Annotated in this window: 21 protein-coding genes; 13 read left to right on the forward strand and 8 right to left on the reverse strand. The window is 66.9% G+C overall.

The window, feature by feature from the left end; translation table 11 throughout:
* Nucleotides 1–3: 3 nt before the first annotated feature.
* On the reverse strand, nt 4–363 hold the full coding sequence (locus tag DKK67_RS14300; RefSeq protein ID WP_111497168.1) for a DUF6164 family protein: 360 nt from the start codon (nt 361–363) through the stop codon (nt 4–6).
* A 106-nt stretch (nt 364–469) separates the two neighbouring features.
* Here DKK67_RS14300 and DKK67_RS14305 point away from each other — a divergent pair, with 106 nt between their 5' ends.
* The 6 genes from DKK67_RS14305 (at nt 470) to DKK67_RS14330 (ending at nt 8,111) form a co-directional block, all read left to right on the forward strand.
* Complete coding sequence (locus DKK67_RS14305) at nt 470–1,018, forward strand: DUF1415 domain-containing protein (protein ID WP_111497169.1); 549 nt, start codon at nt 470–472, stop codon at nt 1,016–1,018.
* 167 nt (nt 1,019–1,185) lie between these two features.
* Complete coding sequence (locus tag DKK67_RS14310; RefSeq protein ID WP_111497170.1) at nt 1,186–2,565, forward strand: DUF2868 domain-containing protein; 1,380 nt, start codon at nt 1,186–1,188, stop codon at nt 2,563–2,565.
* The gene (locus DKK67_RS14315) at nt 2,558–3,973 is read left to right on the forward strand and encodes a GTPase/DUF3482 domain-containing protein (protein ID WP_111497171.1); all 1,416 of its coding nucleotides are present in this window, start codon (nt 2,558–2,560) and stop codon (nt 3,971–3,973) included. Before DKK67_RS14310 ends, DKK67_RS14315 begins: the two co-directional genes overlap by 8 nt.
* A 107-nt stretch (nt 3,974–4,080) precedes the next feature.
* A complete protein-coding gene (locus DKK67_RS14320; RefSeq protein WP_111497172.1) occupies nt 4,081–4,482 on the forward strand; it encodes an ectoine synthase in 402 nt (133 codons plus the stop codon).
* A 249-nt stretch (nt 4,483–4,731) separates the two neighbouring features.
* Complete coding sequence (locus tag DKK67_RS14325; RefSeq protein WP_111497173.1) at nt 4,732–6,813, forward strand: TonB-dependent siderophore receptor; 2,082 nt, start codon at nt 4,732–4,734, stop codon at nt 6,811–6,813.
* A 107-nt stretch (nt 6,814–6,920) separates the two neighbouring features.
* Nucleotides 6,921–8,111 (forward strand): MFS transporter, encoded by a 1,191-nt coding sequence (locus DKK67_RS14330; RefSeq protein ID WP_111497174.1) that lies wholly within the window; start codon nt 6,921–6,923, stop codon nt 8,109–8,111.
* A gap of 164 nt (nt 8,112–8,275) precedes the next feature.
* On the opposite strand, the gene DKK67_RS14335 is transcribed toward DKK67_RS14330, so the two are convergent.
* Both DKK67_RS14335 and DKK67_RS14340 read right to left on the reverse strand, forming a co-directional pair.
* Complete coding sequence (locus DKK67_RS14335) at nt 8,276–9,061, reverse strand: TerC family protein (protein WP_111497175.1); 786 nt, start codon at nt 9,059–9,061, stop codon at nt 8,276–8,278.
* A 22-nt stretch (nt 9,062–9,083) separates the two neighbouring features.
* Entirely contained in the window at nt 9,084–10,007 is a 924-nt protein-coding gene (locus tag DKK67_RS14340; protein ID WP_228160644.1) for a DUF4124 domain-containing protein, read from the reverse strand.
* A gap of 157 nt (nt 10,008–10,164) precedes the next feature.
* Here DKK67_RS14340 and DKK67_RS14345 point away from each other — a divergent pair, with 157 nt between their 5' ends.
* On the forward strand, nt 10,165–10,557 hold the full coding sequence (locus tag DKK67_RS14345) for a nucleoside-diphosphate sugar epimerase/dehydratase (RefSeq protein ID WP_111497177.1): 393 nt from the start codon (nt 10,165–10,167) through the stop codon (nt 10,555–10,557).
* Nucleotides 10,558–10,580: 23 nt separating this feature from the next.
* Nucleotides 10,581–11,114 (forward strand): MOSC domain-containing protein, encoded by a 534-nt coding sequence (locus DKK67_RS14350; protein WP_111497178.1) that lies wholly within the window; start codon nt 10,581–10,583, stop codon nt 11,112–11,114.
* Here the strand turns inward: DKK67_RS14350 and cra are convergent.
* Nucleotides 11,064–12,050 carry a catabolite repressor/activator gene (cra, locus tag DKK67_RS14355; protein WP_111497179.1) on the reverse strand — a complete coding sequence of 329 codons (987 nt, stop codon included), beginning with the start codon at nt 12,048–12,050 and terminating at the stop codon, nt 11,064–11,066. The two genes, DKK67_RS14350 and cra, sit on opposite strands and share 51 nt — an antisense overlap.
* 190 nt (nt 12,051–12,240) lie before the next feature.
* Here cra and ptsP point away from each other — a divergent pair, with 190 nt between their 5' ends.
* The 3 genes from ptsP to DKK67_RS14370 are packed head-to-tail and all read left to right on the forward strand — an operon-like array spanning nt 12,241 to nt 17,782.
* Nucleotides 12,241–15,090 carry a phosphoenolpyruvate--protein phosphotransferase gene (gene ptsP, locus DKK67_RS14360; RefSeq protein ID WP_111497180.1) on the forward strand — a complete coding sequence of 950 codons (2,850 nt, stop codon included), beginning with the start codon at nt 12,241–12,243 and terminating at the stop codon, nt 15,088–15,090.
* Nucleotides 15,075–16,040, forward strand: a complete 966-nt coding sequence (pfkB, locus tag DKK67_RS14365; protein ID WP_111497181.1) for a 1-phosphofructokinase — start codon at nt 15,075–15,077, stop codon at nt 16,038–16,040. Before ptsP ends, pfkB begins: the two co-directional genes overlap by 16 nt.
* On the forward strand, nt 16,037–17,782 hold the full coding sequence (locus DKK67_RS14370) for a PTS fructose-like transporter subunit IIB (protein WP_111497182.1): 1,746 nt from the start codon (nt 16,037–16,039) through the stop codon (nt 17,780–17,782). The genes pfkB and DKK67_RS14370 overlap by 4 nt, the downstream gene beginning before the upstream one ends.
* Before the next feature lie 59 nt (nt 17,783–17,841).
* Here the strand turns inward: DKK67_RS14370 and DKK67_RS14375 are convergent, their stop codons facing one another.
* Entirely contained in the window at nt 17,842–18,045 is a 204-nt protein-coding gene (locus DKK67_RS14375) for a DUF3185 family protein (RefSeq protein WP_111497183.1), read from the reverse strand.
* A 101-nt stretch (nt 18,046–18,146) separates the two neighbouring features.
* Complete coding sequence (locus tag DKK67_RS14380) at nt 18,147–19,109, reverse strand: LysR family transcriptional regulator (protein WP_111497184.1); 963 nt, start codon at nt 19,107–19,109, stop codon at nt 18,147–18,149.
* A gap of 133 nt (nt 19,110–19,242) precedes the next feature.
* On the opposite strand from DKK67_RS14380, the gene DKK67_RS14385 reads away from it, so the two are divergent.
* Nucleotides 19,243–20,145, forward strand: a complete 903-nt coding sequence (locus DKK67_RS14385; protein WP_111497185.1) for a DMT family transporter — start codon at nt 19,243–19,245, stop codon at nt 20,143–20,145.
* Nucleotides 20,146–20,428: 283 nt separating this feature from the next.
* On the forward strand, nt 20,429–21,478 hold the full coding sequence (locus DKK67_RS14390; RefSeq protein ID WP_111497186.1) for an acyltransferase family protein: 1,050 nt from the start codon (nt 20,429–20,431) through the stop codon (nt 21,476–21,478).
* Between the two features lie 12 nt (nt 21,479–21,490).
* Here DKK67_RS14390 and DKK67_RS14395 read toward each other — a convergent pair whose 3' ends face one another.
* The gene (locus DKK67_RS14395; protein WP_111497187.1) at nt 21,491–22,084 is read right to left on the reverse strand and encodes an exopolysaccharide biosynthesis protein; all 594 of its coding nucleotides are present in this window, start codon (nt 22,082–22,084) and stop codon (nt 21,491–21,493) included.
* Nucleotides 22,085–22,100: 16 nt separating this feature from the next.
* Nucleotides 22,101–22,547, reverse strand: coding sequence for a thioredoxin TrxC (trxC, locus tag DKK67_RS14400; protein ID WP_111497188.1), 447 nt, complete (start codon nt 22,545–22,547; stop codon nt 22,101–22,103).
* Nucleotides 22,548–22,748 lie beyond the last annotated feature (201 nt).

Below are 22,748 nucleotides of genomic sequence, written 5' to 3' on the forward strand. Positions count from 1 at the left end.
CTTTCACCAACGCAGGAAAGGGGCCAGCGTCAGCGCCAGGATCAGCGCGATCGCCAGCAGGCTGGCCAGCACGGTCACCGGTTTCTGCATCAGGCGCTGGCCCAGTGACGGGACCTGACCGGCTTCCAGGCGGCGCTGGAAATCGGCGCGCTGATCACGCGCCCGGTCCGCCTGATAGGTCTCCAGCAGCGCCCGCGCCCGATCCGCCTCGTCGGCATCGCGGGTCCAGAAGCCGCCCATGCTGATGCCCCAGCGGCTGGGAGGGGTTTCGTAGTAATCCACGTCGTGGGCCTGGAACAGCTCGCGGATCTCCTCCGCTTCGTCGTCGGGCACATGGCGCAGGTTCATCAGGAAATGGGGCATGCGGGCTCGTCCGTCGGTGTGGCTTTGCCACCATTGTAACCGGTCCGACGCCGGCAGACTCGGTGCGCGCAACGCAGTATCATGGGGCCAGACTCAGGAGTAACCCATGACCGACACCGCCACCCATGCCCTGGCCGCCACCCGCGAGTGGCTGGAACGCGCCGTTATCGGCCTCAACCTCTGCCCCTTCGCGCGGGCGCCCTATCAGCGCGACCAGGTCCACTTCGCCGTCAGCGACGCCGATACCGACGAGACCATTGCCGAGGCCCTGCTGGCCGAGATCCGCCAGCTCGAAGCCCTCCCGGAAGCGCAGCGCGAAACCACCCTGCTGATCCTGACCCGCGGTCTGGCGGATTTCGACGACTTCAACGATTTCCTGGCCCTGGCCGATGGCCTGCTGGAGACCCTGGCCCTGGACGGCACCTTCCAGATCGCCAGTTTCCACCCCGACTACCGCTTTGCCGACAGCGCCCCCGACGCCATCGACAACTACACCAATCGCGCGCCTTTCCCGGTCCTGCATATACTCAGGGAAAGCAGCGTCGGCGAAGCCGTGGACGCCATGCAGGATCCCGACGCCATCTACCGCGCCAACATCGAACGCCTGCGGCAACTGGGTCATGACGGCTGGGACCGGCTCTGGCGGGATGGCTAACGCCCCGGCTACGAGGGCCGGGTGTCGGTGGCCGGCAGGACCGGCGCCGCGCTAAACTCGCCGATCAGCCTGTTGTCAGGACACGGACTTCGCAGCCAACAGGCTTCTGAGTCACCTGGCTCTTCAGTCACTTGGCTCCTCAGTCACTAGATAAGGACCCGGACCGGATGCGCTATACCCCCGTCACGCTGCTGCTGGCTTTCGATGAGCAGGTCCGGCGTGACCAGGCCCAGTCGGCCGCTTTCCTGCATCGCCGTGACCGCCGCTACGCGCTCGACTGCCAGCAGGCCCACCGGCGCCCATCGCTGACCGGCTGGCTTGAGCATATCCATCCGTACCGCTCAGCCCCGACGCCCGCCGGCGACCGGCTGCGGGCCTGGCGTCGCCTGTCGCACCTGCTGCTACCGGTGGGTGCACTGCTGGGTTGCCTGACCATGCTGGGACTGCTGTTCTACGACGGGCGTCAGCAGATCAACGTCACTGTCATCATCGGCTTCGTCGCCCTGCAGGGGCTGCTGGCGCTGCTCACCACCGCCCAGGCCCTGCTGGGCTGGCGCCCCTGGGGCCGCCTGTTGACACCCCGGGGCGACGGTGGCGATTCCGCCCTCGACGGGCTGAAGCCGCAACTCGCCGCCTGCACCGCCCACCAGACCGCGCTGGTGTTCGCCCTGTTCGGCTGGCTGACCCTGCTGAGCCTGGTGGTGGTGCAGGACCTGGCGTTTGGCTGGAGCACCACCTTGCGCACCTCGGCGGACGCCTACGCGGGCCTCGTCCAGGGCCTGGCGCGCCCCTGGCAGGTACTGTGGCCGGCGGCGGTGCCGTCGCTGGAACTGGTCGAGCAGACCCAGTTCTACCGGCTGGGCGATACAACGGTGGCCGAGCCCGCCCGCTTCGGCGACTGGTGGCCGTTCGTCAGCATGCTGTGGCTGACCTACGCGCTGCTGCCGCGCCTGTTGCTGGCGATCGTGGCGCGCCTGCACCTGCGCCTGCGCGCCCGCCGGCTGCTGCGTCTGCACCCCGGACGCCAGTCGCTGCTGCACCGGTTCGCCACACCCACGGTGGAAAGCGTTGGCGATCGCCGCGACACCCAACCGTCGGACCCGTCGACATCCGCCGACACCTTGCACAGTCTGCCCGACAGTGGCGCGGTCATCGGCTGGGCCGGAGCCGGCGCACAGGTCACCGACCTGCTGAGCAGCCTGGGGCAGGTCGATGCCGATCGCCTGCACGCCGGCGGCACCGCGTCCCTGGAAGACGACCGGCGAGTCATTGAGCGCCTCGCCGCCACGCAGACACCGGTTATCCTGCTGACCCGCGCCTGGGAACCACCCACCGGCGAGCTGGCCGACTTCCTCGAGGAAGCCCGGCGGCACGGGTCCGCCGAGCGCCTGATCGCCCTGCTGCCGGTTGGGGGCGAGGCGCCGCTGCAGCCGGCCAGCGCCCGCCAGTTGGGCCAGTGGCAGCGTTTCGCCGAGCGCCAGGGGGACAGCAACCTGTGGGTCTGCCGTCTGCCGGAAGGGGTCGGGGAGGTGCGCCAGCATGGCTGATGCCCCCACCTTTGCCGTGGTCGGCCACCCCAACCGGGGCAAGTCGAGCGTGGTCGCCACCCTGTCCCAGAACGACAGCATCGCCATCGCCATGGAACCGGGCACCACCCGCGACAGCCACGCCTACCCGCTGAAAGTGGACGATGAGGTGCTCTACACCCTTATCGACACCCCCGGTTTCCAGCGCCCGCGCAAAGTGCTGGCCTGGCTGGAGGCCCACAGCGCCTCCGCCTCGGACCGACCCGACACGGTGCGGGCCTTCTTCCTGCAGCACCGGGACGATCCCCACTTCCACGACGAGTGCGAGCTGCTGCGCCCGATCCTGGAAGACAATGCCGGCATCATCTACGTGGTGGACGGTTCGGTGCCCTACAGCCCCGCCAACGAAGCGGAAATGACCATCCTCCAGTGGACCGGCCGGCCCAGCCTGGCGCTGATCAACGCCATCGGCGCGGACGATCACAGCGCCGCCTGGGAAAACGCCCTGGGGCAGTACTTCCGCATCGTGCGTCGTTTCAATGCGGTGACGGCCCCGTTTGCGCAGCACCTGGGCCTGCTGCGGGGATTCGGCCAGCTGGAGTCCCGCTGGGAGTCCCGCCTCAACAGCGCCGCCGACCACCTGAAGCAACAGCGTGAGCAGCGCCAGCTCCAGAGCGCCGAGCTGGTCAGCCGGGCCCTGAGCGACATGATGCAGCTGCGGGTCAGCGGCAGTCCGGGCACCGACAGCACCGGCGAACAGGCCCGCCAGCGGCTGCAGCAGAAATGGCTGGACGCCCAGCGCCGCCGCGAACGGCAGTTGCGTCAGTCCATCGAACGGCTGTACCTGCATCACCGGGTGCAGCGTCACGAGAACGAACTATATTGGGAGAACGAGGACCTGTTCAGCGAGCACAGCCGTCTGCTCTGGGGCGTCAGCCGCAAGCAACTGGCGACGGCCGGCTTCGGCGCCGGCGCCCTGGGCGGTGTGGGCATCGATGCGCTGACGTTCGGCTCGTCCCTGGGGGCAGGCGCCCTGGTGGGCGGCGTGCTGGGCGCGGCCGGCAGCTACTTCTACGCCGGACGGCTGGCGAAATGGTCATTGGGGCCGCTGCAACAGGGCCAGCGTGAGTTGCGCTACGGTCCGGTGACGGACCTGCAGTTCGGCTACGTCATCCTGGGGCGCGCACTCAACCACTGGTTCCAGGTGAGCCATCGCAACCACGCCGGCCGCGGCCCCCTGCAGCTGGAACAGGCCGGCAGCCACTGGCTGGCGGGATTGTCGAAAGACGACCAGCGCCAGTTGCAGGGGCTGCTACAGCGTCTGAGCAAGGGCACGACGGATGGCCGGCGACAGGCCCACTGGGTCGGCGTCATCAACCGGGCCATGGACGCCTTCAGTGAGTGGCGCCAGACCCGGGACGACGCCTGAAAAGCGCGGCACACCAATCTCTTGCGTCAGGAATGCATTTGAACTGGCGGAATAGAGCGTGTTTATACTAATCAGCTTATCCGAGCCACTAAACGAGGATAGCCTCTATGAAAATCGTAGATCTGCAAAACATCATCGGAAGTGAAGCCGACGTCTTCGGCCCGGGCGAAAAGCCGTGGAACAGCCGCCGCCTGCTGCTGAAGAAAGACGGCATGGGTTTCTCCATGCACGAAACCATCATCCCGGCGAACAGCGAGTTCACCTTCTGGTACAAGAACCACCTGGAAGCGGTCTACTGCGTTTCCGGTAACGGCAGCATCGAAGACCTGGCCACGGGCGAAGTTCACCAGATCCGCGATGGCGTCCTCTACGCCCTGGACAAGCACGACAAGCACATCCTGCGTGGCGGCACCGAAGACATGCGCCTGATCTGCTCGTTCAATCCGCCGGTCAGCGGTCGCGAGACCCACGACGAAGACGGTTCCTACAACCTGCCGGACGACGCGTAAGCCGGTCCAGGTCCGAACCGGACACGGCCCCTGCCGCCCGGCAGGGGCATTTCTCCCTTTCTCCGCTCAGCCCGGCTTCCCCGCCGCTGGCTTTGCCGTCCCACGCTCAGAGCCCCGAATAGACCGCTTGCTACTCCTGCATGTGCTTTCATGTCTTTGCATTTGTAAATATTAATCAATATTATTTGCAAAAAGTTAACGTCAGGCAATTTTTCGCCCAGACCAACACATAAAGATGCGAGGCAATCCATGCTCCCGGCAAAGGCCCCCACATCATCGCGCCTGGCACACGCGATCCGTTGTTTCCTGCCCCTGACCCTGATCCTCACCTCCCCATTGGCGCTGGCCCAATCCAACGACGACAGCGAGAGTCTGTCCCTGGGCGAGCTGGTGGTCACCGACACCGCCCTGAAAGTGGAGGCGCCGCTGGTGGAAACGCCGCGGCCGGCCTCCGTGGTGGAGCGGGAAGAACTGGATGAGCGCAACGTACAGTCGCTGGACGAGACGTTCCGGTATCGGGCGGGGGTCGTTTCCGGCATGTACGGGGCCGACAACGACACCGACTGGTTCAAGGTCCGCGGCTACGACCAGTCCACCTATCAGGATGGCCTGCGCATCTATCGCGAGGGGTTCTACCAGTGGCTGCCGGAAACCTATGGTCTGGAGCGTGTCGAGCTGCTCAAGGGTCCGGCCTCCATTCTCTACGGTGAGGCGCCCCCGGGCGGCGTCATCAACGCCATCAGCAAACGCCCGACCGAGGAAACCCAGGGTGAGGTGATGGTGCAGGGCGGTACCAACAACCACCAGCAATACTCATTCGACACCTCCGGACCGGTCTCCGGCCGCGATGACGTGCGTTACCGACTCGTGGGTCTTTACCGAAACGCCGATGGCGACATCGACTACACCAACAACGAGCGCTTCTACATCGCGCCCAGTGTCGAGTGGGACATCACCGACGACACGCAACTGACGGTCCTGGCCAGCTTCCAGAAGGACAACGCCATTCCCTACAACGGCTTCAAGCTGGCCTACGGCACGCTGGACGACACGCCGTTCGGCAAGGTCGATCCGTCGGTGAACTACGGCGAGCCGGATTACGACACCAACGAGCGCGAGCAGTCCTCCATCGGCTACCAGCTGTCGCATCGTTTCAACGACACCTGGACCTTCGAGCAGGACCTGCGTTACAGCCATCTGGACCTGCTGCTGCGCAGCACCTACATCTTCTTCCAGAGCGGCCCCCGCGAAGGCACCCGTGGCCTGACCTACCGGGACGGCAGCATCGAATCCTGGACCATGGACAACCGCATGGTGGGCAAGTGGTTCACCGATCGCACCGAGAATACCCTGCTGCTGGGTGTGGACTACCAGGACCTCAAGAACAGCGGCCAGGAAGCCGATCCTTTCCCGTTCGGCACCATCGACCTGTTTGATCCCGTCTACGGCAACTTCACGCCGGTGGCCGACGCCGACCTGACCAGCCGCAAGATCACCAAGGAGCAGACCGGCCTTTACATCCAGGACCAACTGCGCCTGGACGATCGCTGGATCTTCCTCGCCGGTCTGCGCTACGACTCGGCCGAGACCGACAACACCAACCGCTCCGCCGGCACCACAGAAAGCGCCGACGACGACCAGGTGTCCTTCTCCGGCGGCGTCATGTACCTCGCCGACAACGGCCTGTCGCCCTACATCAGCTACGCCGAATCCTTCCAGCCGCTGGTGGGCACGGACAGCAACGGCGACCTGTACGACCCGCTCGAAGGCAAGCAACTGGAAGCCGGCGTGAAATACGCCCCGGACTTCCTGGACGGTTACGTCACCGCGTCGGTCTATCGCATTGAAGAGAAGAACTCCCTGGTCACCGCCGGACAGGTGCAGGCCCAGGAAGGCGAGCGCAACACCGACGGTTTCGAGCTGGAAGGCGTGGCCTACCTGACCGACAACCTGCAGCTGACCGCCGCCTACACCTACAGCGACTCCAACACCGAAAACACCGCCACCGATGAAGGCGAGGTTCAGGCCGCCCTGATTCCGCGCCACATGGCCTCCGCCTGGCTGGATTACGCCTTCGCCGATACGGTGCCCGGTCTGAAGGTCGGCGGCGGCGCCCGCTATGTCGGCGAAACCAAGGACAAGACCTACGGTTACGACGTGCCGTCCTACACCGTGTTTGACCTGATGGCCCAGTACGATTTTGCCCAGCACTGGCGCGTGCAGGTCAACGCCAACAACGTGTTTGACCGCGAGTACGTCGCCAGCTGCGACTACTGGTGCTACTACGGCGAGCAGCGCAGCGTGATCGGCAGCGTCAGCTACCGCTGGTAAGCCGTCCCATCGTCAGTCCCGGGGAGCGCTGGTTTCCCCGGCGTTCCGATTGAGGCAGACTGGTCCGCTTCTTCGACACGGACCGGTCTTGCCGAGCCTCGATTACGATGCCCCAACAACAACCCGTCACCCTGCGCCAGACGCTGCCGTTGCTGAGCCTGCTCTGGTTCGCCGGCCTCTACCTGCGCATTCCCATTCTGGTTGCGCCGCCCCTGGCCCCCCATATCGCCGCCGACCTGGCGCTGTCGCAGGCCCTGACCGGTGCCCTGACCACACTGCCCGTGCTGATGCTGGCCGTTGGCGCCATGCCCGGCTCCCTGGGGATTGCCCGCATGGGTCCGCGCGCCACCCTGGCGCTGGCCATCGTGGTCATGGCCATCGGCTCCAGCCTGCGCAGCGTGGCGCCGGAAGTCGGCACCCTGCTGGCCGCCAGCGCGATCATGGGGCTGGGCATCGCCATCATGCAGCCGGCGCTGCCCGCCTTGCTGAACGTCTGGTTCCAGCCGGCGCACCTGGCACTGGGGACCGCGGTCTACATGAACGGCATGCTGATGGGGGAGTTCATCGGCGCGGGCATCACCCTGCCGGTGCTGATGCCCATGCTGGGTGACAGCTGGCGCGTGACGGTGGCCGCCTGGTCGCTGCCAGCGTTCCTGGTGGCCGCAGCGCTGTTCCTGCCCAGGGCCCCGGCCAGCCGACCGGTTGCCCGGCCCGCCTGGGTGCCGGACTGGCACAATCCGCTGACCTGGAAGCTCGGCCTGCTGCTGGGCGCATCCGGCTCGATGTTCTTCGGCACCAACGCCTACCTGGCCAGTCTGCTTGACGCGCGGGGCGAGGCGGGCGCCCTGGACCAGACCCTGTTCTGGTTCAATCTGGCCCAGGTGGCCGCGTCGCTGGTGATGCTGCGGACGTCCCGGCGCTGGGTGGGCCGGCGCTCGCTGATCGTGCTGATGCTGGTGACCGCCATCGTCAGCCTGGCGCTGTTCCTGCTGACCCGCGGGCCGCTGAGCATCGCCTTTGCCTTCGTCATGAGCTTTACCGCCGGCATCCTGCTGATCCTCGTGGTGGCGCTGCCGCCGCTGCTCAGCCACCGCGACGACACCGGGCGCCTGGCGGCGGGCAACTTTACCATCGGCTATACGCTTTCGTTTGCGGTACCCATGCTGGGTGGCGTGGTGGCGGATTTCTCGGGGGCGCCGGTGGTGGCGCTGATCGTGATGGTGGTTTACGCGGCGTTGATGGTGCCGGTGGCGCTGAAGCTGGAGTTGCGGATGCCGGCAAGCAGAAACGACGCCTGACACCGTTGGGCCGGGCCCCTGGCGGATCCTAATGCCCATAGCGTACCGGGTGTCCCCCATGTTCCCGGTTTGCACACATAAACCCCCTCTCCCCCCGCGGGAGCGGGCCGGGGAGAAGGGGAAGCGCCGTCAGGCGCTTGTCTTTACCATTTACTCTCGCGCTGTCAGGCCGAACCGGAATCCGCCCGATCCGCATCGTCTTCCACCAGCGGGTGATGCAACCGAACCTTCGCCGCCCGCTTCTTGCGCATGCGCAGGTTGAGGATTTCCACCCCGAACGAGAACGCCATGGCAAAGTAGATGTAGCCCTTGGGAATGTGCAGGTCGAAGCCTTCGCCCAGCAGCGCCACGCCCACCAGGATCAGGAAACTCAACGCCAGCATCTTGATGGTGGGATGATCGTCCACGAACTCGCCGATCGGTCTGGCGGCGAACATCATCACGCCCACCGCCAGCACCACCGCGATCACCATCACCGCCACATCGTCGGCCATGCCCACGGCGGTGATCACCGAATCCAGGCTGAACACGATGTCGATCACCGCGATCTGCGCCAGGATTGCCGCCAGGCTCGCGGTGGCGGCGGAAGCCGCGCTCTCCTCGGCGCCTTCCAGACTGTTGTGGATCTCGTGCACGCTCTTGCCGAGCAGGAACAGCCCGCCCACGATCAGGATCAGGTCACGCCCGGAGATCGCCTGCTCCAGCACCGTGAACAGCGGCGTGGTCAGCGTCATCACCCAGGCCAGGGACAGCAGCAGCAGGATGCGGGTAATCATCGCCAGGGACAGGCCGATCAGCCGCGCCCGGTTGCGCTGGTGCTCCGGCAAGCGCCCCACCAGGATGGATATGAAGATGATGTTGTCGATACCCAGCACGATCTCCAGCAGGGCCAGGGTGGCCAGGGCGATCCAGGCCTGTGGGTCGTTGATCCAGGTGAACCATTCCACCATGTCATCGGTCCTCGTCAGTGAACTAGAAAGATATAGCGTCGCGGCGGGCGCCCCGCAGCCACAGTGACCAGTTGTCCTGCAGCACCGGCATGCCGCCGACGTAGTTATCGTCCACCAGGTAAGCCGCCAGTGTCCGGTCGCCGCGATGATACTGGTGAATCAGCCGCACCAGGAAGCTGCGGCCGGTGGGGGACGCCAGCAGGAAATAGACGAACTCGCCGGTCTGGGACTGCAGCGAGAACCCCTTGTCTGTGTAGTGGCTGCGCCAGTCCCGGCTTTGCATCGCCAGGAAACGATCCACCTCCGGGAGCTGACCCTGGCGACGTAAATAGTCCACCACGGCGGTGTTTTCCGGGTGGGCCTGAATCACCAGCCGGCCGTCGTCGCGCAGCAGCATCTCCGCCTGTTCCGCCAGCCCCTCATTGAGCCAGGCAGGCACGTAGGGCGTCAGGGTGGCGACGATGGCGTGGGCGGTTTCGTGGCTGATGGTGCGCAGGGTGGCGGCCCGGTCCTCCTGCATGTAGACCGCGATCTGGTTGCGCCAACCCAGGAAGATCCCCAGGGACGGCGGCGAAGGGCCGGGGACGTTGTCAGCCACGTAACGGTCGTAGGTGGCCCGGTCCGGCAGCACCAGGATGTTCACCGGCACCGTGCTGTGGATATCGAAGTAGAGAACGTCATCGAAGAAGGCGTAGACGAGATTGACGTTGGCCTCGATGCGGGCCCGCTCGGCCTCGCTCAGGGTCACGTCGCCACGGGTTTCGATGGCGATCTCGAAACGCTGCCAGTCGGACGCGCTGGGGCGCACCTCCACCGTCTCCTGCCGCTGGTCCGGCAGCTTGCGATCGCCAAAATGCACCACACCGTTCTCATCGGTGTAGCGATAGATCTCCGCCTGTGCCAGCAGCGGCAGCAGGACCATCAGCAACATCAGACGTCGTGTCATGCCCCGGCCATTTTCCCTGCCTCCATGAGTCTGGCAGTGAGTGTATAGTGCAACGACCGCTTCAACCAGCCTGATCCGGGTCAGGATCGGTTGTGGGGTTGGCGACGGAAAACGGTATGCTTCCCCAAAACCGGAAACCCAAGGACAACGTACTCCCATGCGATGGCGCGACCGCCTGCAACACTGGATCGGCCGTTCCGGCCCCCGGCGCAAACTGATCGTGATCGGCATCGGCTACCCCAGCTTCAGCCTGGGCCAGGCGCTGATCGACAGCCGTCGGTTCGACATCGTCGCCTTCATCGACGACGAACCCTGGACCAACCGCACCCAACTGCTGGGCACCACGGTGCGCTACCCCAGCGACCTGGCGGCGCTGATCCGACGCCACGGGGTGGACGGCCTGGTCCACATCGAGGGTGAGCCGCCGGTCATCGCCGACAACATCCGGGACGAGGCGCTGGCCACTGGCGTCAGCCGCATCGACCTGCCGGCGGATCAGCCCGCGGACGCCCAGTTGGAGCGCATTCGCGCCGCGCTGGCCAACGCCTGAAACCATAACCGATAGGAGCCACGATGCCCGCAACGCTCAAAGACCTGATGGCCGTCCTGCCACAACAGGGCCGCCTGGACTGGATAGGCCTGCGCCCCGGTCGGGGCGAGGCGATGACCGAGGCGGACACGGCCATCATCGAGATCGGCAGTGGCCTGGCCGGTGACCGCTTCCGCGGCCGGCCGGACAGCAAGCGCCAGGTAACGCTGATCCAGGCGGAACATCTGCCGGCGGTGGCCTCGCTGCTGCACCGGGCCTCCATCGACCCGGCGCTGCTGCGGCGCAACCTGGTGGTCAGCGGCCTCAACCTGCTGGCCCTCAAGGACAAGCGGTTCCGCGTGGGCGAAGTAGTGCTGGAGATGACCGGCCTGTGCCATCCCTGCTCGAAGATGGAGACGATCTTCGGCGCCGGCGGCTACAACGCCCTGCGCGGCCACGGCGGGATCACCACGCGGGTCATCCAGGGGGGATGCATCCGGGTCGGGGATCCGGTTGAGGTGCTATCGTCACATCGCGCGCCGGTGCAGACGGCGTTCGACGACCTGACAACCGGCTGAGCCTTCGCCGCGAATTGCCGCCAGCGCCGCCCTCAAGGTGGCGTCGGCAATGGCCTCGTGCTGCTGAGGCAGGGCGTTGACCGGCACCGGCAGGAAATCGAGCAGCCGGTCGTCACCGAAGGTGGCCATGCGCAGGTTCCGGGGCAGGCCGTCCGGCCGCTCCAGCAGCACATCGAGCACCCCCTGCAGCAGCGAGAAAGACGCCGTTACCAGCGCATCGGGCAGCTCACCCTGCGCCAGCATCTGCCGGGTCAGGCTCGCGCCGCTGGTCCGGTCAAAGCGCTCGCCGCTGAGCAGCGCGGCGCTCACCCCGGTGCCGGCCACCGCCTGCTCGAAGCCTTCCCGTCGCTCCCGGGTCATGGTCAGCGACGGCAGCGCGTCCATCCACACCACCGAACTCACATCCGGGTCGATCACCGAACGGGTCAGGGCGGCGGCGCCGGCCTGGTTGTCGCTGACCACGCAGGCCAGGTGCGCCGGATCCTGGGCCCGGTCCACGGCAATCACCGGCAGGCCGCTGTCCTGCAGCTCGCGGTAGAACGCACTCTCCGGCGGCAGGCAACTGGCCACGATCAGGGCGTCGCAGCGCCGCGCCTGGAAGGATCGTGCCAGCGACCGTTCCGTCTCGGGATCGTCGTCGGAGCCAGCGATCAGCAGCTGGTAGCCCTGGGCGCGGGAACCGATTTCCAGCAGCTTGGCCAGCCGGGCGTAACTGGCGTTTTCCAGATCCGGCAGGATGAACCCCAGCGTGCGGGACTGGCCGCCGCGCAGGGCCGCGGCCTGGGCGTCGATGCGAAAGCCATGCTGCTCCGCCGCCGCCAGCACCCGGGCCACGGTGTCCGGCTTGATGCGGTTGGCCTCCGCCCGGCCGTTGAGCACGTAGCTCGCCGTGGTGCGGGACACCCCCGCCAGTTTCGCCAGTTCCGCCAGCGTCATGACGCCTTTCTCCTGCAGTCGATCCGTTCAACGGCTGCCATCATAGGGCATCCGGTGACGAATAATGAGTGGCGGCCCGAATTGCTTGAAATTCGATCAAACCTGAGCCACTATCCATTCTATTCGTTGCTGACACGATTCAGCAAATGCTTAAATACGACAACAACAACCGCTTCAAGGGGCACTCCCCATGCTTGCACTCACTGCCAACGATATCCGTCTGGGTTGCCGTGCCGCCGACTGGCGCGACGCCCTGACCCTGGCCAGCCGGGAACTGGAAGCCGCCGGGCGCACCACGCCCGACTACCGCCAGGGCCTGCTGGACCGGGAAGCGCAATCCTCCACCGTGCTGGGCAACGGCATCGCCATTCCCCACGGCACCCCGCAGAGCCGGGAGCACGTCATCAGCACCGGCATCCGCGTGCTGCAGTTCCCCGACGGCGTCACCTGGCACGACGGTGCCCGGGTGCACGTGCTGGTGACCATCGCCGCCCAGTCCGACGAACACCTGGACATCCTGCGCCACCTGACCCGCGTGCTCGACAAGCCGGGCCTGGCGAAACAGCTCGCCACGGCCACGGACGCCGACTCCCTGCTGGCGAGCCTGTCCAAACCGCCGGTTACACCGCGCTGCGACCGCGACACGTTGCTGCTCAAGGTCCCCGCCGGCGACGCCCGTGAGCTGGCGTTGCTGGCCGCTGGCCGCCTGCTGAGCCTGGACTGCGTGGAACCCGGCTTCATCGCCGGCCTGTCCGCGCAGACGCCGCAGCCGCTTGGCCAAGGGCTGTGGCTGGTGCAGGCGGGCAACGACGTCCAGCAGCCGGCCCTGGCCATCGCCACGCCGGCCCAGCCCGGCGACGACCTGAACGGCGTGCTCTGCCTGGCCGCCCAGGGCGCCGACACCCAGCCGCTGCTGGAGCAGATCGACCACCTGCTGTCCCAGCCGGAACCCCTGGCGAACCTGTCCGCCGACGAGCTGCTGGCACGCCTTTCCGGCGAGTCCGCCAACGCCGTCACCCGCCAGGTGGCGTTGCTCAACGCCCACGGCCTGCACGCCCGGCCCGCCAAGCAGCTGGTCCAGGTGGCGCGTCAACAACCGGCGCCGCTCAAGCTGCGGCTGCTGGAGGGCGACGCCCAGAGCGTGTCCGCCACCAGCCTGACCCGGGTCATCAGCCTGGGTGCCCGGCGCGGCCAGACCCTGGTGATTGCCGCCAGCGGTGAGGGCGCGGACGCCAGTGTCGCGGCCCTGGCCGAGGCCATCGAAGGCGGCCTGGGCGAGACGGTCACACCGCTCAACAGCGCCCGACGCGAGATCGTTCAGCCGGTCGAGACAGCCGATCCCGAACCGCTGACGCCGGACGAGCCGATCAAAGCCGTCGCCGCCTCCCCGGGGCTGGCCGTGGCGCCGGCGTTCGTCATGCGCCTGCCCAAGTTCGAGTACGCCGCCACCGCCACCCACACGGACGGCGAGAAACAGCGCCTGAACCAGGCGGTGGATGCCGCTTTCGAACAGCTGCAGGCGCTGATTCGCCGCGCCGAAGGCGGCGAGGCCGGCCCCATCCTGGCGGTGCACGCCGAGATGCTGCGCGACGACGACCTGCACCAGGCCGCGTTCGACCTGATTGGCGAAGGCGCCTCCGCCGAAGCCGGCTGGTGGCAGGCCATCGACACCGCCGCCGCCGCCCAGGAAGCCCTGGCCGACCGGCTGCTGGCCGAGCGCGCCGCCGACCTGCGTGATGTGGGCCGCCGGGTGCTGGCCAACCTGTGCGGCGTGAGCCTGCCAACACCGCCGGACGAACCCTACATCCTCGTTGCCGACGATCTGGGCCCGTCCGACGTGGCGCGCCTGGACACCCAGCGGGTGCGCGGCCTGGTCACCGCGCGCGGCGGCGCCACCGCCCACAGCGCGATCCTGGCCCGGGCCCTGGGCCTGCCGGCGGTGGTCGGCGTGGGTGAGCGCCTGCTGACCCTGGAGACCGGTATCGACGTGGTGGTCGACGGCGAACGCGGCTGCATCGTGCCCGCGCCCGGCACAGAACGCCGGCAGCGGCTGGAGCAGCGTCTGCACCAGCTGCGGCAGTTGCAGGCGCAGGCCCACGACGCCCGCCATGAACCCGCCAGCACCCGCGACGGCCATCGCGTGGCGGTGTGCGCCAACCTGGGCAACACCGCCCACACGCCGGAAGCGGTGGAGCGCGGTGCCGACGGCATCGGCCTGCTGCGCACCGAATTCATCTTCATGGCGCATTCCGAGGCGCCCGATCAGGCCACCCAGGAAAAGGAATACGGCGAGGCCTTCGACGCCCTCGACGGCCTGCCGCTGGTAGCCCGCACCCTGGACGTGGGCGGCGACAAACCGCTCGATTACTGGCCGCTGCCGGCCGAGGACAACCCGTTCCTGGGCCTGCGCGGTATCCGCCTGTCACTGACCCGGCCGGAGATCCTGGAAACGCAGCTGCGAGCGCTTTTGAGCGCCGCCGGCGAGCGACCGCTGCGCATCATGTTCCCGATGGTCAAGGACCGCGCCGAATTCCGCGCCGCCAAAGCCCTGGTGGACAGGCTGCGCGAGGAAATCCACGCCCCGGACGTGCAGGTGGGCGTGATGATCGAGATTCCCTCCAGCGCGCTGCTGGCCCCCACGCTGGCGCCCGAGGTGGACTTTTTCTCCATCGGCACCAACGACCTGACCCAGTACACCCTGGCCATCGATCGCGGCCATCCCGAGCTGTCCGCCGATTCCGACGGCCTGCATCCGGCGGTGCTGCACCTGATCCGGATGACCGTCGAAGCCGCCCACGAGCATGGCCGCTGGGTCGGCGTGTGCGGCGAGCTGGGCTCCGATCCTCAGGCGATCCCGGTGCTGCTGGGCCTGGGCGTGGATGAGCTGTCCGTCACCAGCCGCCGGGTGCCGCTGGTCAAGGCCTGTATCCGCAACCTCAACCAGTCGGACGCCCGCGCCCTGGCGCAACGCGCCTTGCAGCAGGCGACCGCCGCCGACGTCCGTGACGCACTGGAGGGCGCCGTATGGCAAGGATCCTGACCATCACCCTGAATCCGGCGCTGGACCTGTCGGTGGAAACGCCCGACCTGGCGCTGGGCCGGGTCAACAGCACCGGCCGCACGCACATCGAACCGGCGGGCAAGGGCATCAACCTGGGCCGGGTGCTGAAGCGGCTGGGTCACGAGGTGGTACTGTCCGGCCTGCTGGGCGCCGACAACGCCGGGCCGTTCGAGCGCCTGTTCGCCGACGAGGGCCTGGAGGACCGCTTCGTACGGGTGCCCGGCGACAGTCGCACCAACATCAAACTCGCCGAGCAGGGCGGCCGGGTCACCGACCTCAATGGCGTCAGTTTCGACACGCCCGCCGATGCCGCCTCGCGCCTGCAGTTCCGGCTGGCCGGGTTGATTGACGACTGCAACGCCATCGTCATCGCCGGCAGCCTGCCCCGGGGCTGGGCACCGGCGCAGCTGGCCGAGCTGATCCGCTTCTGCCAACGCGGCGGGGCGCCGGTCTGGCTCGACGCCAGCGGCGATGCCCTCACGGCCGGCATCGAAGCGCGCCCGTTCGGGGTGAAGCCGAATCACGAGGAACTGGCGGAATGGGCCGGTCGTCCGCTGCCTAACCTGACTGCCCAGGCCGACGCCGGGCGCCAGTTGCAGCAGTCCGGCATCGCCCACGTGGTGATTTCCCGCGGCGGCGACGGCGTGCTCTGGCTCAATCCGCGCCGCGATCTGCTGGCCCGGGCCCCGCAGGTGCCGGTGACCAGCACCGTGTGCGCCGGCGACACCCTACTGGCCGGGCTGATCCACGGCGAGCTGAGCGGATTGGACGACCACACGTGCCTGCAACAGGCTACCGCCCTGTCCGCCGAATGCGTCCGCCACTTCGGCGTGGGCCATCCCGACGCCGACGACATCGAACAACTCCAACAACAGACCAGGGTCACCCCCTGGCCGGACACCGAACTGTCCGGGGAGGCCTCATCATGAAGCTGATACTCGTTACCGCCTGTCCCCAGGGGCTGGCCACCTCCTTCCTGGCCGCTCGTGCCCTGTCCCGGGCGGCCCGGAGCCGCGGCTGGGACGTCACCCAGGAAGTCCATAGCCAGGCCGCACCGGTCGAGGCGGTCTCCGCCGAAGCCATCGCCGCCGCCGACCTGATCGTCATCGCTGCCAGCGCGCCGCTGGACCTGTCCCGGTTCGAGGGTAAGCCGCTATTCCGGGCGCCGGTGACCGCACCGCTGGCGGACCCGGACGCGTTCCTCGACGACGCGCAGAGCCAGGCGCAACCGTTCCAGGCGGACGCCGAACCGCAGCAGGCCGACGCGCCGGCCGTGGCCGGAGGCATTCGCCTGGTGGCCGTCACCGCCTGTCCCACGGGCGTGGCGCACACGTTCATGGCCGCCGAGGCACTGACGGAAGCCGCCCGCGCGGCCGGTCATGCGATCCGGGTGGAAACCCAGGGCTCGGTGGGTGCCCAGGATGCCCTGACCGACGACGAAATCGCCGCCGCCGATGCGGTGATCCTGGCCTGCGACATCGAGATCGACCCGGCCCGGTTTGCCGGCAAGCGGGTCTGGCGCACCTCCACCGGCACGGCGCTGAAGAAGCCCGCCGACACCGTGCGCGACGCACTCGACAAGGCGGAAGTGGAAAGCGGCAGCGCCAAGGCCTCCGGTTCCGCCGAGAAAGCCGGCGGTGGTGAGCGCAAGGGCCCCTACAAGCACCTGCTGACCGGGGTGTCGTTCATGCTGCCGATGGTGGTGGCGGGCGGCCTGATGATCGCCCTGTCCTTCGTGTTCGGCATCAACGCCGCCGAGGAGGAAGGTTCACTGGCCGCGGCGCTGATGCAGATCGGCGGCGGCACCGCGTTCAAGCTGATGATCCCGCTGCTGGCAGGCTACATCGCCTACTCCATCGCCGACCGGCCGGGCATCGCGCCCGGCATGATCGGCGGTTTCCTGGCCGGGGAACTGGGGGCCGGTTTCCTGGGTGGCATCGTCGCCGGCTTTATCGCCGGCTACGCGGCGAGGTTCATCAGCCGCAAGCTGCCGTTGCCGGAGAGCATCGTGTCGCTCAAGCCGATCCTGCTGATCCCGCTGCTGGCCAGCCTATTCACCGGGCTAACCATGATCTACGTGGTGGGCGAGCCCATCGCCGCCATCATGACGGCCCTCACCGACTTCCTGACCAACATGAACACCGGTAACGCGGTGCTGTTGGGGGCCCTGCTTGGCGGGATGATGTGCTTCGACCTGGGTGGACCGGTGAACAAGGCCGCCTACACCTTCGGGGTGGGGCTGCTGTCGGAAGGTTCCGGCGCCTCGGCACCGATGGCGGCGATCATGGCCGGTGGCATGGTGCCGGCGATCGGCATGGGCATCGCCAGTCTGCTGGCCAGCAGCAAGTTCGGCGACAACGAACGCCAGGCGGGCAAGGCGTCGTTCGTGCTGGGGCTGTGCTTCATTTCCGAGGGGGCGATCCCGTTCATGGCCAAGGATCCGCTGCGGGTGATTCCCATCTGCATGGTGGGCGGGGCCGTCACCGGCGCCCTGTCGATGTACTTCAACGTCGCCATCATGGCGCCCCACGGCGGGCTGTTTGTGCTGCTCATCCCCAACGCGGTGAGCGCCGTGCTGCCCTACCTGTTCGCCATTGCCGCGGGGTCGCTGGTCATCGGCGTCGCCTATGCGTTCGCCAAGGACGGCAAGGCGGAAATGGCCACCGCCTGAACGTAAAACGCCCGGCGGATTCCTCCGCCGGGCGCTTCCCTATCCTGCCACCAGCACGACTAGCGCCTGAAGAACAGCATGAACGCTCCGCCCACGGTCGCGGCGGCGCCAATGACCAGATACCACATGGTCTCGTCACTGAAACGCCCGGTCAGGCTTTCGGAGATCTGTTCCCCCACACTTTGCGTCGACTGCCAACCGAAATACAGCAGCAACACCCCCACCACCAGTGCAATCAATCCAATGATTCGAGTCGTAGCCAAGCAACTTCTCCTTTGACTCTATTTTACATTTGCCCAAAAGCTACACGTCGCCCCGGCAAAATAAAAGTTACGATGCCACTGTTTAACCCGGAGTCTTCAGTCTAGCTCTCATCCGCCGCATGACGAGAACGCAGCCCACTGGCAATGGCCTGCTCGATCAGCCAGCGCCGCACCAGGCGAATCGCCGGTTCGTTGCGCCGGCTGGTCTTGTGGGCGAAATAGAAACGATCGCCGGTCATCAGGGTATGACAGGGCAGACGCACCAGGTTGTCGTCGGCCTCGTCGCTGAGCATGTAGTCGTTGGTCAGGGCGATGCCCTGGTCGTAGCGGGCGGCCTCCAGGGCCATCAGCATATGACTGAAATGCTGGATACGCGCCCCGGCCGGCAGACGCTCGTCCGCCACCCGGAACCAGGCGTCCCAGTCGCCGGATTCCCGGTCGTAGATGCTGAAGGTGGACAGCAGGGGAAAGCGCGCCACCTGTTCCGGCGTGAGCGAGGCGGCACCCTTGGGATCGCTATCCGGGGGCAGGTCCAGCGCGTCGCAGATGCGTCGCCAGTAGGCCCGACTGCAGATCGGGAACAGCCGCTCGCGGTAAAGCAGGTCGTAGGTAAACGCGGGACTGGCGGTGCGGATAGTGATAAAGCAGTCGGCGACCCGATCGGACAGCACCGGCGACTCGCCGGTCATCTCCAGCGCCAGGTCAATCTGGGAGTGGGCCCGCTGCAGGCTGGGCAGGCGCGGGATCAGCCAGCGCACGCAGAACGAGCTGAACACCGCCAGTCGCAGACGCGAGGTGGACGCCCCCAGCAGGTGCTCGCTGGCCCGTTCGATCTGCAGCAGGGCGGAGGTGACGCTGTCCTGGTAGCTGCGGCCCTCCTCGGTCAGCTCCAGGTAACGACCGTTGCGCCGGAACAGGGTCTCGCCCAGGTAGTCTTCCAGCGCCTTGATCTGGTGACTCACGGCGCTCTGGCTGACGCTCAACTCGTCCGCCGCGCGGGAAAAACTGTTGAGCCGCGCCACCGCCTCGAACACCGGCAGCGCGCGCAGTGGCGGCAGCTTCATGGCACCTTCCTCTCCCGACTCTTAATTATCCAAATAACTAATAATACACCAGCAAATATCATTAAACAGGCCATGGAAGCCCGATTAGACTGGCGCTCTCACTGATTCACTGACCGATCGCGGGGAGGGAGCCATGTCCGGACGCACCGTCAACAGCGCCATCCTGTTGCTGGTTATCGGCAATGCCATGGCCCTGGTTTCCGACGTCTTCATCAAGCTGCTGGAACCGGGCTCGCCGGTGTTCCAGTTCGTGTTCCTGCGCTGCCTGATCACCCTGGCGCTGCTGCTGCCGTTCCTGGGTCAACTGGACCGCGGCCGGCTGTTCGCGGGCCTGGGCGTTCACACCCTGCGTGCCCACATCCACCTGGTGGGCATCGTCTGCATGGTGTTCGCCCTGGGCGCCCTGCCACTGGCCACCGCCAACGCCGTGTTCTACGCCGCGCCGGTGCTGGTGATGGTGTTCTCGGTGCTGTTCTTCCGCGAACGCCTGGACAGCCGCAGCGTGTTGGCCGTGGTAAGCGGGTTCATCGGCATTCTGGTGATCCTGCGGCCGGTGGCGATCAACTGGATGGCCCTGAGCGCCCTGGCGGTGGCAGCCAGCCTGGCGGTCAACGCGCTGCTGGTGCGCAAACTGCCGGACGGCCAGTCCACGGTGCACAAGCTGTTCCTCAACTACCTGCTGGTGCTGCCCGCCAGCGCGCTCTTGATGCTGTGGGAGGGGGCGGCCTTCGACCCGTCGCTGCTGCTCACCGCCGCCGGCTCGGCGCTGTTCATCCTGGGCTACAACATGACGGTGCTGCTGGCCTATCGCCACGTGGACGCCAGCCAGGTCACCAGCGCCGAATACACCGGCCTGATCTGGGCCATCCTGCTGGGCTGGACCCTGTTCGGCGAGGCGCCGGACCTGTGGTTTATCCTCGGCGCCAGCATGATCGTCCTGCCGCTGCTGCTGATCAGCCTGCGCCAGCGGCGGCCACAGCGGAGGCGGCGCGGGGTTCTGGTGGGTGAATCAAGCCAGGTCGGAGACTGCCCATAGCCGCTGCGACCACGCCGTCGAATGACGGAAGCGAGTGGGTGCCCTCGCCGAAGCAGGGACACGGGCGTCCTGGTCGCTATTATGGCCAGGGACGGCCACTAACAGCGGCGTAGGCGAGGGCACCCATTCGCTTCCTGCCCGAGCTCACCGTCTGATCTTAACGGCCTACTCGCCCACGTTTACGACAACCCCGTAAGCCTCCGGCAAGCGGACGGTAACCAAAACCGCTCCCTTCCGCGCCGCGCGCCCTCTAAACTGTGATTTTTGCTGAAGGAACGCGACCATGGCCGGAGCCAGCCAGCGATTGCAGGCCCTCGACGCCCTGCGCGGCATCGCCGCCGTCGGGGTCATGCTGTTTCACTACATTCCCTATTACGACGAGCTCTACGGCCACGATTTCGAGCCCTGGAGCCCGCTGGCGTTCGGACGCTACGGCGTCCATCTTTTCTACATCCTCAGTGGCTTCGTCATTTTCATGACCCTGGAACGCACGTCGACAGCGCGCTGGTTCGGGCTGGCCCGCGCCTTTCGCCTGCTGCCGGCACTCTGGGTTGGCATTCTCCTGACCAGTCTGTCGGTGCACTTCCTGGGACCGGCCGACCGCGCCACCACGCTGACAGAAACCCTGTGGAACTTCAGCCTGCTGCACGAATACCTGGGGATGGGTCCAGTGGACGGTGCCTACTGGAGCCTGGTGGTGGAAGCCACGTTCTATGTGTGGATGGCGCTGCTGTTCTACGGGCTGGGCGCCCAGCGCCTGCGGCCGGTGTTCTGGGCCTGGGTGATCGGCAGCTATGTGGCGGTGCGCTACTGGAAGTCGATTCCGGACGGCCTGGATTTCCTGGTCAAGGACCTGCTGTTCATGAAGTACGCCCCGCTGTTCATCAGCGGCATGCTGCTCTACCGCTGGCACCGCCACGGCACGCCGCCGCTGTGGGACCGGGTGCTGCTGGTGCTGTCCATCGGCCACTGCCTGCTGGCCTACAAGGCGCCGTTCAACGTCTTCGTGCTGGGCTGCTACGGCGTGTTTATCCTGGCGATCACCGGCTACCTGAACCTGCTGGCCAACCGCTTCCTGCTGACGCTGGGCAGCCTGTCCTACAGCCTCTACCTGGTACACCAGAACATCGGCTACGGGATCATTGGCCTGAGCTACGACGCCGGATTACCCGGCGGGGTGGGCGTGGCCCTGGCCGTAGCCACCGCGCTGTGCCTCGCCTGGCTGATTCACAAGGGCGTGGAACAGCCGGCCCTGCGCTGGTTCCGCGAGCGCCGCAAGCAGACCGCCGAGTCCACGCCGTCCGGCGGCGAAGCGCTGGACGTCGGTCGCTAGCCCAGGCGGACCTCAGAACAGGTTGTAGCCCACGACGCCCAGGGTCGCCGCCGTGACGATCAGGGCGAACAGCGCCACCGCGCCGTCACGGGAAATCATCGCCAGTCCGAAGGCGGTGAGAGCCGCGCCGCCGCCGTTGGCGCTGAACGGCACGATCTCCATCGCCGGCATGGCCAGGGCGACCGCCACGCAGGCCAGGGTCAGCACCATCAGGCCCGGGCCTTCCACGAACAGGGTCAGGCGGGGTCTGGTCCAGCGGTCGATACGGCGCGCCGGCTTGCGCGACCATGCCAGGCCCTTGCGCAGTTTGTCCCGGGGCAGCCGGCGGCACATGATCCAGCGCGGCAGCCAGATGTGCTCGCGCCGGAACAGCAGCTGGCCGGCGGTCAGGATCACCAGCAGTGCCAGCAGCGTGGGGACGCCGGGAATATCGCCGATCAGCGGCGCCAGGGTGATCAGCCCCGCCACCAGCACCACCGGACCGAAGGAACGATAGCCCACCGCCTCGATCAGGTGGTCCATGGTCACCGTTTCCAGGCCCGCCGCCACTCCGTCGATGCGGTCGATCAGTTGTTCCAGATCATTCAGGTCGCCCCGGACGTTCATTGCGTCTCCCTGTGTTTTATGGCGTTCCCTGCAACTGCTGCGCCAGCCAGGTGCCGATCTGGGCGGTCGGCAGGGCGCCGCTGTGTCGGGCGATTTCACGGCCACCCCGGAACAGGATCAGGGTGGGAATGCTGCGAATGCCGAATTGCGCCGACACCCGGGGCGCCTGCTCGGTGTTGAGTTTGGCGAACAACGCCTTGCCCTGCCATTGCCGCGCGGCCTCCTGATAAGCCGGCGCCATGGCCTTGCAGGGCCCGCACCAACTGGCCCAGAAATCCACCAGCACCGGCAGGTCCGAAGCGCCGGTCACCCGGGCCAGGCTGCTGTCATCCAACTCGGCGACGCGGCCGTCCACCAGCTTCTGGCGGCAGGCGCCGCAGTTGGGGCGGTCACCCAGCCGCTCGGGAGGCAGGCGGTTGGTGCGCAGGCAGTGCGCACAGGGCACGTGCAGGATGTCGCTCATCGGGTGTTTCTCCAGTTGTGTCGTACCCTCTCGTTTGGGGCCGGGCCAGGGGATATCAAGCGGCTTACCCAACGGTAATGGCCGGAAACCGGCTCTGGTTATCCCGGGCCAAGCTGCTGTCCGATAATGCCTTGCCCTTGCGCTGCCCGGATACCGGATCAACAATAAAGCACGTGCTTTACCCGAATAAAAACCGGTCGC

This window comes from Marinobacter bohaiensis, assembly GCF_003258515.1.
Classification (GTDB): domain Bacteria; phylum Pseudomonadota; class Gammaproteobacteria; order Pseudomonadales; family Oleiphilaceae; genus Marinobacter_A; species Marinobacter_A bohaiensis.

Excerpts from the sequence above, each read along its gene's own strand:
- DKK67_RS14300 (WP_111497168.1), bottom strand. The coding sequence starts at position 363 with ATGCCCCATTTCCTGATGAACCTGCGCCATGTGCCCGACGACGAAGCG.
- DKK67_RS14305 (WP_111497169.1), top strand. The coding sequence starts at position 470 with ATGACCGACACCGCCACCCATGCCCTGGCCGCCACCCGCGAGTGGCTG.
- DKK67_RS14310 (WP_111497170.1), top strand. The coding sequence starts at position 1,186 with ATGCGCTATACCCCCGTCACGCTGCTGCTGGCTTTCGATGAGCAGGTC.
- DKK67_RS14315 (WP_111497171.1), top strand. The coding sequence starts at position 2,558 with ATGGCTGATGCCCCCACCTTTGCCGTGGTCGGCCACCCCAACCGGGGC.
- DKK67_RS14320 (WP_111497172.1), top strand. The coding sequence starts at position 4,081 with ATGAAAATCGTAGATCTGCAAAACATCATCGGAAGTGAAGCCGACGTC.
- DKK67_RS14325 (WP_111497173.1), top strand. The coding sequence starts at position 4,732 with ATGCTCCCGGCAAAGGCCCCCACATCATCGCGCCTGGCACACGCGATC.
- DKK67_RS14330 (WP_111497174.1), top strand. The coding sequence starts at position 6,921 with ATGCCCCAACAACAACCCGTCACCCTGCGCCAGACGCTGCCGTTGCTG.
- DKK67_RS14335 (WP_111497175.1), bottom strand. The coding sequence starts at position 9,061 with ATGGTGGAATGGTTCACCTGGATCAACGACCCACAGGCCTGGATCGCC.
- DKK67_RS14340 (WP_228160644.1), bottom strand. The coding sequence starts at position 10,007 with ATGACACGACGTCTGATGTTGCTGATGGTCCTGCTGCCGCTGCTGGCA.
- DKK67_RS14345 (WP_111497177.1), top strand. The coding sequence starts at position 10,165 with ATGCGATGGCGCGACCGCCTGCAACACTGGATCGGCCGTTCCGGCCCC.
- DKK67_RS14350 (WP_111497178.1), top strand. The coding sequence starts at position 10,581 with ATGCCCGCAACGCTCAAAGACCTGATGGCCGTCCTGCCACAACAGGGC.
- cra (WP_111497179.1), bottom strand. The coding sequence starts at position 12,050 with ATGACGCTGGCGGAACTGGCGAAACTGGCGGGGGTGTCCCGCACCACG.
- ptsP (WP_111497180.1), top strand. The coding sequence starts at position 12,241 with ATGCTTGCACTCACTGCCAACGATATCCGTCTGGGTTGCCGTGCCGCC.
- pfkB (WP_111497181.1), top strand. The coding sequence starts at position 15,075 with ATGGCAAGGATCCTGACCATCACCCTGAATCCGGCGCTGGACCTGTCG.
- DKK67_RS14370 (WP_111497182.1), top strand. The coding sequence starts at position 16,037 with ATGAAGCTGATACTCGTTACCGCCTGTCCCCAGGGGCTGGCCACCTCC.
- DKK67_RS14380 (WP_111497184.1), bottom strand. The coding sequence starts at position 19,109 with ATGAAGCTGCCGCCACTGCGCGCGCTGCCGGTGTTCGAGGCGGTGGCG.
- DKK67_RS14385 (WP_111497185.1), top strand. The coding sequence starts at position 19,243 with ATGTCCGGACGCACCGTCAACAGCGCCATCCTGTTGCTGGTTATCGGC.
- DKK67_RS14390 (WP_111497186.1), top strand. The coding sequence starts at position 20,429 with ATGGCCGGAGCCAGCCAGCGATTGCAGGCCCTCGACGCCCTGCGCGGC.
- DKK67_RS14395 (WP_111497187.1), bottom strand. The coding sequence starts at position 22,084 with ATGAACGTCCGGGGCGACCTGAATGATCTGGAACAACTGATCGACCGC.
- trxC (WP_111497188.1), bottom strand. The coding sequence starts at position 22,547 with ATGAGCGACATCCTGCACGTGCCCTGTGCGCACTGCCTGCGCACCAAC.